The 13,182-nt window shown below is 33.5% G+C and carries 10 protein-coding genes; 4 read left to right on the top strand and 6 right to left on the bottom strand.

Annotated elements, in window-relative coordinates; all coding sequences use genetic code 11:
* Positions 1-5: 5 nt before the first annotated feature.
* Positions 6-1,046, bottom strand: a complete 1,041-nt coding sequence (locus Q0975_RS22145; protein ID WP_299440779.1) for a cysteine synthase family protein — start codon at positions 1,044-1,046, stop codon at positions 6-8.
* A 91-nt stretch (positions 1,047-1,137) separates the two neighbouring features.
* Positions 1,138-3,198, bottom strand: a complete 2,061-nt coding sequence (locus Q0975_RS22140) for a S9 family peptidase (RefSeq protein ID WP_299440777.1) — start codon at positions 3,196-3,198, stop codon at positions 1,138-1,140.
* 145 nt (positions 3,199-3,343) lie between these two features.
* On the opposite strand from Q0975_RS22140, the gene Q0975_RS22135 reads away from it, so the two are divergent.
* Positions 3,344-3,667: a YbaB/EbfC family nucleoid-associated protein gene (locus tag Q0975_RS22135; RefSeq protein WP_299440775.1), complete on the top strand. Its 324-nt coding sequence runs from the start codon at positions 3,344-3,346 to the stop codon at positions 3,665-3,667.
* 68 nt (positions 3,668-3,735) lie between these two features.
* Here Q0975_RS22135 and Q0975_RS22130 read toward each other — a convergent pair whose 3' ends face one another.
* On the bottom strand, positions 3,736-4,839 hold the full coding sequence (locus tag Q0975_RS22130) for an OmpA family protein (protein ID WP_299440772.1): 1,104 nt from the start codon (positions 4,837-4,839) through the stop codon (positions 3,736-3,738).
* 233 nt (positions 4,840-5,072) lie between these two features.
* Here Q0975_RS22130 and Q0975_RS22125 point away from each other — a divergent pair, with 233 nt between their 5' ends.
* Positions 5,073-5,393 carry a YegP family protein gene (locus tag Q0975_RS22125; RefSeq protein WP_299440769.1) on the top strand — a complete coding sequence of 107 codons (321 nt, stop codon included), beginning with the start codon at positions 5,073-5,075 and terminating at the stop codon, positions 5,391-5,393.
* Between the two features lie 65 nt (positions 5,394-5,458).
* Here Q0975_RS22125 and Q0975_RS22120 read toward each other — a convergent pair whose 3' ends face one another.
* Both Q0975_RS22120 and Q0975_RS22115 read right to left on the bottom strand, forming a co-directional pair.
* Positions 5,459-6,472 (bottom strand): GntG family PLP-dependent aldolase, encoded by a 1,014-nt coding sequence (locus Q0975_RS22120; protein WP_299440767.1) that lies wholly within the window; start codon positions 6,470-6,472, stop codon positions 5,459-5,461.
* A 43-nt stretch (positions 6,473-6,515) separates the two neighbouring features.
* On the bottom strand, positions 6,516-8,927 hold the full coding sequence (locus Q0975_RS22115; RefSeq protein WP_299440764.1) for a zinc-dependent metalloprotease: 2,412 nt from the start codon (positions 8,925-8,927) through the stop codon (positions 6,516-6,518).
* A 108-nt stretch (positions 8,928-9,035) separates the two neighbouring features.
* Between Q0975_RS22115 and prfB the strand changes: the two genes are divergently transcribed.
* Positions 9,036-10,134 (top strand): peptide chain release factor 2 gene (gene prfB, locus Q0975_RS22110; protein ID WP_299440761.1). Its coding sequence is split into 2 segments (ribosomal slippage): positions 9,036-9,098 and positions 9,100-10,134, totalling 1,098 coding nucleotides; the frame shifts between segments, so codons are not numbered across the junction.
* Positions 10,135-10,145: 11 nt separating this feature from the next.
* A complete protein-coding gene (gene arsC / locus Q0975_RS22105) occupies positions 10,146-10,487 on the top strand; it encodes an arsenate reductase (glutaredoxin) (protein ID WP_299440758.1) in 342 nt (113 codons plus the stop codon).
* Between the two features lie 68 nt (positions 10,488-10,555).
* On the opposite strand, the gene Q0975_RS22100 is transcribed toward arsC, so the two are convergent.
* Positions 10,556-13,153, bottom strand: a complete 2,598-nt coding sequence (locus Q0975_RS22100) for a DUF5011 domain-containing protein (protein ID WP_299440755.1) — start codon at positions 13,151-13,153, stop codon at positions 10,556-10,558.
* Positions 13,154-13,182: the final 29 nt, after the last annotated feature.

The raw sequence follows: 13,182 nt of genomic DNA, 5'->3' as shown, positions 1-13,182 counted from the left end.
TAAAATTACTTAACAAACTGAACCTTTGTAGCATCTTCTTCATGGACACTATCAAAAAATCCTTGTTCCATCATCCATTCATCACTAAACACCTTGCTCATATAACGAGATCCATGATCTGGTAAAATAATGACCACATTACTGTTTTCATCAAATTCTCCTTGTTTAGCTAATTGTTTAACACCTTGTATAGCTGCACCACTTGTATATCCTAAAAACATACCTTCAGTTTTCACCAATTCTCTTGCCGTGTGCGCACTATCTTCATCACTTACTTTTTCAAATTTATCAATTACATCAAAATCTGTCGCTGTAGGAATCAGGTTTTTACCTAAACCTTCTATTCGGTAAGGATAGATTTCTTCTTCATCAAATTCTCTAGTTTCGTGATATTTTTTCAAAACAGATCCATAAGCATCAATTCCTAATACTCTTACATTACTGTTCTGTTCTTTCAAGTATTTTGCAGTTCCAGAAATGGTTCCTCCTGTTCCACAACAAGCAACAAAATGAGTAAGTTTTCCATTAGTTTGATTCCAAACTTCAGGTCCTGTAGAATTATAATGCGCATCAATATTTAATTGATTAAAATATTGATTTATATAAACAGATCCTTTAGTCTCTTCATGAAGTCTTTTAGCTACTTGATAATAAGATCTGGGATCGTCAGCACTTACGTGTGCTGGACACACATATACCTTTGCTCCCATATTCTTAAGCATAGCAATCTTATCTTTTGATGACTTTGAGCTAACTGCCAGTATACATTCATACCCCTTTATTACACTGACCATAGCTAAACTGAAACCTGTATTCCCGCTGGTAGTTTCAATAATAGTACTACCAGGTTTTAGAATACCTTTTCTTTCAGCTTCTTCTATAATATAAAGTGCAATTCTATCTTTAGTGGAATGTCCAGGATTGAATGATTCTATTTTTGCATAGAAATTTCCTGGAAAGCCTTTCATAATTCTGTTTAATTTTACAAGCGGGGTATCACCTATAAGCTCTAAAACATTATTATAAGCCTGAATATCTTCTCTCATAAGGTTGTGTTTTACACAGATCTGCAGAACAAAAAATGGGGAGTCTACAAACCGTCACAAAAACGCTACGAAGTTACGTTAATTTTTTTAATTAATTCTTTATCCCTTCCAAATCTAATAAAAAGGCATATTCTTCCGCAACTTCTTTTAGTGCTTCGAATCTTCCTGAAGCTCCTCCGTGACCAGTTTCCATATTAGTATGTAGTAATAACAGATTATTATCCGTCTTTAATTCTCTTAATTTAGCCACCCATTTAGCTGGCTCCCAGTACTGTACCTGGGAATCATGTAATCCTGTTGTAACTAACATGTTTGGATAACCCTGAGCTACGACATTATCATAAGGAGAATAAGATTTCATATAATCATAATATTCTTTTTCATTTGGGTTCCCCCATTCATCATACTCTCCTGTAGTCAATGGAATACTATCATCTAGCATGGTGGTTACTACATCTACAAATGGTACCGCAGCCACTACTCCATTATACAGTTCTGGTGAAATATTTACAATTGCTCCCATCAATAGGCCTCCTGCAGAACCTCCCATAGCGTATAGATGTTCCGAAGATGTATATCCGTCTTTAATCAAAAACTTAGAACAATCTATAAAATCCGTAAAAGTGTTTTTCTTTTTAAAAAGTTTTCCATCCTCGTACCAAGAACGTCCAAGATATTCACCTCCTCTTACATGAGTTATTGCGTAAATAAACCCTCTATCTAATAAGCTTAATCGTACTGTAGAAAAATATGGATCTATAGTAGATCCATATGAACCATATGCATATTGAAGCAAAGGATTAGTACCGTCTTTTTTGATTCCTTTTTTATAAACCAAAGATATTGGTATTTTAGTGCCATCAATAGCAGTTGCCCAAACACGTTCTGAGATATAATTATTTTTATCAAAACTATCGCCTAACACCTCTTGTTCTTTCTTTATTTCCTTCTCCTTCGTATCCATATTAAAATCAATAACCGAGTTGGGGGTTATTAATGAATTATACGCATACCTTAGGGTTTTAGTATCAAAATCTACATTAGTACTTACATAAGCTGTATATGTTTCATTATCAAAAGGAAGATAATAATCACTGGTACCATCCCAACTTTTAATATTAATTCTGTTTAAACCATTACTACGCTCACTTATTACCAAGTACTCTTTAAAAATATCGACATCTTCTAATAAAACATCTTTACGATGTGGAATAACATCTGTCCAGTTTTCCTTTAACGTATTTTCTTCTGAAACCTTCATTAGTTTAAAGTTCTTAGCTTCATCCGTATTCGTCAATACATAAAAATTACCTTGATAATGAGCTATTCCATATTCTAAACCTCTGACTCTTGGTTGAAAAACTGTAAATTTCCCAGTAGGATTATCTGCTTTTAAAATATGATACTCCGAAGTTAATGTACTACTGGCCCCAATTACAATATACTCTTTAGACTTTGTTTTATAAACAAAAGTATTAAACGTATCATCCGTTTCATGATAAATCTCTATGTCATTTGATGAGTCTGTACCTAGATTATGTCTAAAAATTTTGTGTGATCTTAGGGTCTCATCATCCTTTTTTGTGTAAAACAAAGTTTTACTATCAGCAGCCCAAGTACTTCCTCCGGTAGTTGTTTCAATTACTTCTGGATATATTTCACCTGTTATCAGGTTTTTAACGCGTATCGTATAATTTCTTCGGCTTACGGTATCCAGTCCATAGGCGATTAAGGTATTATCAGGACTTATGTTTAGACCAACCATCTTAAAGTAAGCGTGTCCTTCTGCTTCTTTATTACAATCGAATAGTATTTCTTCTGAGGCATCTAGACTTCCTTTTTTTCTAGAATATACAGGATAATCCTTACCTGTTTCATACCGAGTGATATACCAATAACCATTTAGTTTATATGGAACAGAGGAATCATCTTCTTTAATACGACTTTTCATTTCTTCAAAAAGACTTTTTTGAAAGTCTTTTGTATGTCCCATCATTCTATCGTTATAGTCATTCTCCCGTTTTAAGTAATCAATTACCTCTGGATTATCCTTATCATTAAGCCAAAAATAATTATCGATACGATTATCTCCATGCTTTTCGAGATTTGTAGCTTTCTTAGCTACAATTGGGTTTTGAATTTCTATCTCCAATGTTCTTAATTTATTATAGTTACGCGAAGTTGCAAAAGTAATAGTTAGTAACCATATAATTTACAGACTTTTCATAATAATCTCTTAGTTTATTAACAGTTAAAGTGCTAATTTTGTTCTTAATAAATCATAAAAAAAAATACAAATGTTCGGAGATATGATGGGAATGATGGGTAAACTAAAAGAAACCCAAAAAAAAGTTGAAGAAACAAAAAAAAGATTGGATACTGTTTTGGTAGATGAAAATAGTACCGATAATCTTCTTAAAGTTACAATTACAGCTAATAGGCAGATTAAAAGTATTTCTATCGCTGATGAATTACTAAATGATAAAGAACAATTAGAGGATTATCTTATTCTTACACTAAACAATGCTATTACAAAAGCAACAGCAGTCAATGAAGCTGAGTTAGCTGCAGTAGCTAAAGAAGGAATGCCTAATATTCCTGGTTTAGACATGTTTAAATAATAAGGGATCAACAGGAATAAAAAAAGGAAGCAATTTGCTTCCTTTTATTATTATTATATCAAAATAGATTAGTTGTTTATTAATCTAAATTCCGTTCTACGGTTTGATGCATGCTGACGTTCCGTACAAGAAACTCCATCTGCACATCTGTTTTTTAGTCTGTTTTCTCCGTAACCATTAGCTACTAAACGACTACCATTCACTCCTTTTGAAAGTAAATAAGTTACTACAGCTTGTGCTCTTCTTTCAGAAAGACTTTTGTTACTTGATTTAGACCCTCTAGCATCGGTGTGAGAAGCAATTTCCATTTTAGCGCCTTGATTATTTGCTAGTACTGGCATCAATCTAGTATCGATAATACTCTTAGCTTGAGCAGTTAATGTAGCACTTCCTAAATTCCAGTTGATTGGTAATGCAGAATACTCTACTAAAGAACACTCTACTTCCTTCCAAGTAGTTAATCCTCCTTTTTGAGTAAGTACTTCTTTACTCACTGTTTTAAAAGTAGCTGGAACAACTACTTCTTCAGTATAAGCGTCTTTAACCATAACAGTTTTAGTAATAGTAGCATATTCCGCAGGAATTATCTCTTCGATTACTCTAGCTGGTTCCGCAATTACTCTTTTAGTATAACTACTTGGTTTCTCTGCAATAGAATTACTAGTTGTAGTAGCATCAGTACTTAATGTTTGAACTGGTACTGTAGTAAACTCTGCAGGATATCCTTTATAACACCAGTATCTACAGTCATCAGGATTACTTGATGCACAATCAGGTGCAGGAGATCCTAGTTCCCATTGAGCGTATGCAGGCTTAATTTCAACTGTTTCTGCTCCAGTACCAAATTTAGCAGGAATTACTTTTAACGCAGATGCACCTTGTTTTTTGATAAAAGTAACTGTTTCAGTTTTATATTTAGCAGGGACAACAGAGAGTTTTTTCCCCTCTTCTTTAACCAATACCTTTTCCGTTACAGTTTCAAATGTAGCTGGAAATGTTTTTAGTTTTTTGTATTCTGGTGTGATTTGTACTTGTACTGTTTGATTTTCGTAAACATCTGGTGTTGTACAACGTACATAGCATTTTCCTGGTTCAGGATTAGCAGGTAGGTCTTGAGCTTGGACAGTAATTCCTGCAATTGCAAGAAGCACAAATAGAATGTGTCTTTTCATAGTTGATGATTTTTGTGGTTATTATTATGTTACATTTAAAGATACGAAAATATACATATGAAAAAGAAATGTTAAAATTAGTATTTCAAAAAATTCCCGCATTTTCGATGTATTGTATTTTTATTCGATAAAAGACTAAAAAAACGGTATTTGACGTTTTTTATATTTTTCTTTCTCCTTTTTATTCTATATTTTTATCAAAATCATTCTAAAATTATTTAAAACGCGACAATATGTTTGAACTCAAAAATAAAGAGGGATCTAGTTATCATTTTACTTTAAAAGCAAAAAATGGGCAAGTAATTCTAAGCAGTGAAGTATACAATTCTAAAGCTGCTGCCATAAATGGAATTGCCTCTGTACAAAAGAACGCAGTTGAAGATGGAAGATATGAGCGAAAAACCGCAAAGGATGGAAAATTCTTTTTCAACTTAAAAGCTACGAATGGTCAAGTAATTGGTAGTAGTCAAATGTATTCTTCTGAATCCGGAATGGAAAACGGCATCAATTCCGTAAAAGAAAATGCCGCTGATGCTGACACTAAAGAAGTTTAAATTTATTAAGTATCTATTTATAAATTCTAAAAAAAAAGCTGTTCAGGTATTTGAACAGCTTTTTTTTACAAAGATTGTAATAATTCTATAAAATATTCATGCATTTTCTGGGTATAATCCAAATGTGTTACAAACCTTAATTTTCCTTGCCCCATACTGTAAAAATGAATATTTTTTGAAGCCATTTTCGAAATAAAATCTTCTTCATCTCCTTCAATCGTAAATATGACTATATTGGTATCTATTGGCTCTACATTGATAACAAAAGATATTCCTTCTAAAATTTTTCCTATTTCATTAGCTCTTTTATGATCTTCCTGTAATCTATCTAAATGATTTTCTACAGCATATAATCCTGCAGCCGCCATATAGCCTATTTGACGCATTCCTCCACCTAATACTTTTCTAACTCGAATAGCTTGCTCCATGATCTTTTGATCTCCCACCAATACAGATCCCATTGGCGCCCCCAAACCTTTACTAAGACACACAGAAATAGTATCAAACATTTCTCCATATTGTATGGCTTGCTCTTTTTTGGCAACCAAAGCATTCCACAATCTAGCACCATCTAAGTGATATCCAAGATTATGATCATTACATACCTTTCTTATTTTTACTATTTCTTCAAAATCATAACAGGCTCCTCCTCCTTTATTAGTAGTATTCTCTATACATACTAAACTTGTCAAAGGACTGTGGTAAAAATCTGGTGGATTAATTGATTCCTGAACCTGATCAGCAGTTATCATACCTCTATGTCCATCAATCAATTTACAAGAAACCCCACTATTAAAAGAAACTCCTCCTCCTTCATAATTAAATACATGAGCATATTTATCCGCTATTAGTTGTTCACCAGGTTGTGTATGTAGCTTAATAGCCGCTTGATTAGCCATACTTCCTGATGGAAAAAACAAAGCACTTTCTTTACCAAACATAGTGGCAATTCTTTCTTCTAATGCATTAACCGTTGGATCCTCTTTATAAACATCATCTCCTACCTCTGCATTGATCATTGCGTTAAGCATTTCTGGAGTAGGCTTTGTAACCGTATCACTCCTAAGATCTATTATCATATTATATTACTTAATTAGAATATTTATTACTACTAAACATGGATTAAAACTCACATCTATAACTTCCTATGGGAGAACCATCAGGAATTTTTGGCGAAGGTAACGCTTTAAATTTTTCAGGTTTAGTCATAAAATCCTGAATTTGATTTAAATAATAATCACTATAAACACCTTCGGAATCTTTCCTCTTTTCTGACAATAATAACGATTGTATTTTCTTTAAAGAAGCATATACCTGAGCTCGTACCTGTGGATAGGCATTGATATCATTACTTAAATTCATAAGATGTTTTAACGTATTGCTTTTTACAGTATGTTGAATTTCATTAGTATAATCATTTTTGGATTTGGATTCAAAAACTACTTTAATCAACTTGTCTAAAACTTCAGAAATACTTAGCTGTTTAACATCTAAACTCTTTTGTTGTACTAATCGCGATGCTCGCTGAGGGTTCAATAAAAGTGACAAACTCATATCACTGGCTGTAGATGCAGCACTCATAGGATCAAATGCTACTCCTGTCATACTATTAAATGATTCTCTAGTACGAGAATAGCCAAAAGCTCTAGGAGGAAATAACTTTAGCTTATCCTCTGGAATTGCCAAAACTTCTGGCGATAAAGTCTTCAAAATTTGTTCTAATGCTTCCTTTTGTTCATTTTCAGAAATTACTTCTACGATCGTTTGCTCATCTCCCTTAACAGAATAATTATAATTAAGACCTCCTATCAATTTTACCGCTGCTTCTGTTTGATACCTATGAAAAAAATACAAAGGAACAAACACATCTTCGAGAACAGAATACGGTTCGCTATTTCTTATATTATCTTCAGAAAAATTATTTATCGCTACTTTCCTTACTTCTAGTAGATTTTTTAATTCTTCAGAAGCGCTTTTACCATTATCCCATAAATGCGCTAAACCATGAGCACCTCCTTGAGGCCTTGCATCACTATCAGATATAAAACGCAAACCAGCACCATAAGCATTACTTAAAATGCCATTTAAAGCTTCTTTTTCATTAACATCATTACCAAACTCAGAATAACTGTACGCCACCGTTACCTTATCCCAAACACCAATCTTGGTATCATAAGCATCTGACAAATCGATATTACCGTCTTTCAATCTCACCGTAGGATGTGGGTAATCCATTACGGATGCTCTATTACTAGTACTAGCTGCAAAATTATGTGCAAACCCAATGGTATGTCCTACCTCGTGAGCCGATAATTGTCGAATTCTAGCCAAAGCCATTTCTAACATGGGTTGATAATTATCGTCATTGTCTGCAAAGGGTTTACTTAATAGTGCTTGAGCAATCAGAAAATCCTGACGAATCCGTAAACTACCCAAACTAACATGTCCTTTTAATATTTCTCCAGTTCTAGGATCTACAACGCTAGCTCCATAACTCCAACCTCTTGTAGATCTATGCACCCATTGAATCACATTGTATCGTAAATCCATAGGATCTGCACCTTCTGGAAGCATTTTTACCTGAAAAGCATCTTTAAACCCAATAGCTTCATAAGCTTGGTTCCACCACCTAGCTCCATCCAACAACGCAGATCTTACTGGTTCTGGGGTGCCAGGATCCAGATAATAAATAATTGGTTCTTTAGCTTCACTTACAGCTAATTCAGGGTTTTTCTTTTCCAGCCTATGCCTTGTTATATACCTTTTAACAATAGGTTCTTGTATAGGTGTTGCATAATCCAAATATGCAATAGACAAAGCTCCACTTCTTGGGTCAAATTCTCGTTTTTTATAATTATTATCAGGTAATTCAACAAAAGAGTGATGTTGAGTGACAGTAAGAAATTTGGAATCTGGTGCAACCGACCAGATATTTCCTCTTTTAGGAGATCCTTTATAAGTGATCAATGCCTCAAATTCTACATTTTTTGCAAATGCTTTCGTTCTTTCTAAGCTTAAAGCACTTTTAGATTTGTCTATACTATAATTACCCTCATTTTGATTTTTTAATCTATTTATAACTCCGTGAGTATCTTGTAATAAGAATGGTGTTAAATCAATAATATAAGTACTTGATTTTTCTTCCTTTATAGGAAAACCAAACAAAACGGATTTAGCAAATGCCTGTTCCACACTTTTTTTCTCCAACTCATTTTCAGTAATAGCTCTATATCGCTGATTAGGTTGTACCAATAACAATTTATTTCCCGCTTTTTGAAACTTGACTATCACACCATCGCCTATCTGTCCTCTATCCAATCCGATATCATTAGATCCCAGACCTGTGGCCAAAGAATGAACATATAAAAATTCTGTGTTCAATTTATTTACTTCTAAATATATTTCATCCTTACTTTGATTATAGTAGAAATTAAAATATCCTTTCTGTAATTGTAAATCTTTTTGTTTTTCTAAAAATTGGCCGGAAACTATGTGACAAACTACTAGAAACAAGCAAGTAATATTTATTTTCATTCTGAAATGATTTATGTGATTTTGCAAAAGCATTAAAACTATAAAATAATAGTAAAATTATTTCCTACTGAACTGTTAAATCCTATTTTTGTCAAAAATAATTTAAATATGATTAATACTGAGACTTTACAAGATCTTAGGGAGCGCCTGGTTGCGTTAAGGAGGTATCTTTGACATTGATGCCAAACTTATCGAAATAGCTAACGAAGAAGAAAAAACGTATGCGCCTGATTTCTGGAACAATGCCCAGGAAGCGGAAAAAATAATGCGTGCACTAAATGCAGAAAAAAAATGGGTTTCTGAGTACGAAAAAGGCGTTACTCTTGTTGATGATCTAGAAATACTCTACGAGTTTTATAAAGAAGGAGATGCAACAGAAGCAGAAGTACAAGAACGTCATTCTACAGCTTTAGACCTTATAGAAAGTCTTGAGTTTAAGAACATGCTCAGCGAAGAAGGAGATAATATGAGTGCTGTTCTGCAAATCACGGCCGGTGCTGGAGGTACGGAAAGTTGTGATTGGGCCAGTATGTTGATGCGTATGTATATGATGTGGGCAGAAAAACAAGGGTATAAGATTAGAGAACTTAACTATCAGGGAGGAGATGTTGCTGGAATTAAAACTGTAACATTAGAAATTGAAGGTGAGTATTCTTTTGGTTGGCTAAAGGGTGAAAATGGTGTACACAGATTAGTACGTATTTCTCCTTTTGACAGTAACGCCAAAAGACATACATCTTTTGCTTCAATATATGTATATCCATTGGCTGATGACTCTATTGAAATCGATATTAACCCTGCCGATTATGAGATTATCACATCTAGATCAAGTGGTGCTGGAGGACAAAATGTTAATAAGGTAGAAACAAAAGTACAACTTACCCACTTTCCTACTGGAATTCAAATTTCATGTTCAGATACTAGATCACAGCAAGAGAATCGATTAAAAGCATTACAAATGCTTAAATCGCAGCTTTTTGAGCTTGAACTCAAAAAACAACAAGCGCAACGTGATGAGATTGAAGCTTCTAAAATGAAAATTGAATGGGGATCTCAAATACGTAATTATGTCATGCATCCATATAAACTGGTTAAAGATGTCAGAACTGCAGAAGAAACAGGAAATGTTGATGCCGTAATGGATGGAAATATTGACGCTTTCTTAAAAGCATATCTTATGATGATGGGACAAAAAAATGAAGATTAATAATTAGAAATATGACAACAATATATCATAACCCTAGATGTAGTAAGTCCAGACAATGTCTTGCTCTTCTAGAAGAAAAAAATGAAGATTTAGAAATTGTTAAATATTTAGACACTCCAGTTACAAAAGAAAAGCTTACAGAGATTATCGAACTTCTTGGTATAAAGCCTATAGATTTAGTTAGAAAAAATGAAGTTATCTGGAAAGAAAATTTTAAAGGAAAAGACATAACAGATCAACAAATTGTAAAAGCGATGTGTGATCATCCTAAATTAATTGAAAGACCTATTGTTATAAAAAACAATAAAGCAATTATAGGAAGACCTCCCGAAAAAGTTATTGACATTTTATAGCAAAATAAAAAAGCCTTGAAATTCGATTTCAAGGCTTTTTTATTACAACTCATTCACAATTATACCTTTTATGGACAACCTTGAGTTGTTGGATCTATACAATTACATATTGGAAATGGTTCACAAGCAGTTTGTCCTGGAGGGCAGTTGCAATCATCAGTTAATTGAATAACATTAACAGTTCTAATAACTTCAGTTGCCTGATTTCCTGCATTATCCTGCACATTATATCGTACTTGATATACTCCAACTACATTGGTATTTACATTAGAGCTTACTTGTATATTTGCAGAAATATCACCATCCACATTATCAGTTGCTGTAGCACCTTGATCCCTATACGGATCATTTAAAAGAGTAATAGTAGGAGATGAACCTATTAGAGTAATCACAGGAGGAATTGTATCAGGATTAAATACGGTTATTGTTCTAGTAACTTCTACAGCCTGATTTCCTGAAGAGTCGGTCACATTATATCTTATTGTATATGTTCCCTCTGTATTCAAATCTACATTCCCGGTTGTAACAATAGCCGAAGTTAAATCCCCGTCTACATTATCTGATGCTGTAGCACCAGGATCAGTATAACTACCTCCTAATGGAATATTAAAAGAAGGTGCTCCGATTAAAGTGATTACAGGAACTACATTATCTATAACCCTTACAGTTCTTGTAATTGTAGCGGTGTTATTAGAAGAGTCCGTGACACTGTATGTCAATATATAATCATCAGGTGTATTTACATCTACAGTTCCTGTAACAGAAATATCTGATGTTAAATTACCATCGACATTATCACTTGCATTAGCTCCCGGATCTGTAAAAGTACTTCCTACATTCACTATAAATGGATTAGCCCCAACTAAAGTAATTACAGGACTTATATTATCTACGACATTAACCGTTCTTGTTGCTTGTGTATTATTTCCTGAAGAATCTGTAACACTATATGTTATGGTATATGATCCGAGAGTATTAACATCAACTGTTCCTGTAACTGTTATTTGACCAGAAATATCGCCATCGAGATCATCTGCAGCTGTTGCTCCTGGATCGGTAAAAGTACTTCCATAACTTATTTCTAGAGGATTATCTCCTAATAATGTAATAACTGGTGGATTATCACCTATAACATTAACAGTCCTAGTTTCTGAGACTTCATTACCAGCAGCATCACTAACTGTATAAGTCAATACATAAGTTCCTATCGCATTTACATTAACTGAACCAGTTACTGCTATCTGCGAAGTTAGATCTCCATCAATATTATCTGTTGCAGTTGCACCAGGGTCATTAAAAGTATTCCCTTCTCTTAAGATTAAAGGATTATCCCCTAATACCGTAATCACAGGAGGAATATTATCAATAACATTTACAATTCGCTCTACCGACGATGTATTTCCTGAAGAATCTTCTACACTATAAACTATAGTATATGTTCCAGGAACATTTACATTCACGGTACCAGTAACTACAATATTTGCAGAAATATCACCATCTATATCATCCATTGCCGTTGCTCCCGGATCTGTAAAAGAATCCCCAACATTAATAGTAATTTCGCTATCTCCTATCAATTGTATAACTGGAGCTGTACCATCAGGATCTCTAAAATTTAAAGTTAAAGATGCTTCTTTAGATATAGTAACAGTATTAGCATTATCTACTTTAAAATCTAAAATATGAGCGCCTTCTACAGTTCCAATATATGTACCAATACTTGAACCTACTTGTACAGAAATATTATCTCCTGGTTGATAAGTTTCTCCATTATAAGTTATGCTACCAGAGCTTGAAGATGCATAGTTCATTACATAACTGGATGTACCAACAGTTTCGGTAATATTAAAATCAATCGCAGCACCAGAGTTTGTAGTATATATAATATCATTACCTAACGCAGCTGTAAATGTAAAATCTGGTGTCTCTCCTACTACTATTAGAAGAGTTTTTGTCTTGGAAATACCTAAACTACTAGTTGCTGTAAATTCAACCTCAACAGTTCCAACCGTTACACCGGTGAACTTCCAAGTAGAATCGCCAATAGGAGTTTCCGTAGTAGTTTCTGGATCTAATGGTGCTCCACCTATAGTTATATTTCCAGATCCTAAGACATCTGCATCTACTGCAGCACCAAAAACGTATTGAACATCATAAGTTGCCTCACTAACTTCCGAAATATTAAGATTTAAATCTATTTCCCCGCTAACATATGTAGCTTCGGGAGATGGTACTACATCAAACGTAAAATCAGTATCATTTACATTATATGTCAATAAAAATTCTTCTTCTCTATTAGATCTATCTTTAATAGTTATAGTTACTTTATTAGTTCCTATCTGAGTTCCCAAATATTCGATAGTATATTCTGGGCCTTCCGGTAAATCGATAAATTCATTTGCAACTACGGCTATGTCGTTTAAGAAATAAGAACCCGCACCCTCAGTTACATTGTATTTTATTTGGTAATCTCCAACATTAAAATCTTCTCCACCTGTAATGGTAAATTGAGATGCTTTTCTGGTATCAACAAAAGCTTCAATAGTAGTTTCGCTAAATTCTACTTTAAAAAACAGCACTAAATCATCAGTAATTTCTTTTGTACATGCAATTACTAAAAATAAGAAAGCTACTCCTGATATTATATATTGATTAAACTTTTTCATCTTTTATATTTTTTATTTTAAACAGTATT

It is taken from the genome of uncultured Aquimarina sp. (genome assembly GCF_947500065.1).
GTDB lineage: Bacteria > Bacteroidota > Bacteroidia > Flavobacteriales > Flavobacteriaceae > Aquimarina.
Note: the sequence above shows the minus strand (reverse complement) of the source record. Positions and strands in the feature narration are given on the sequence as shown.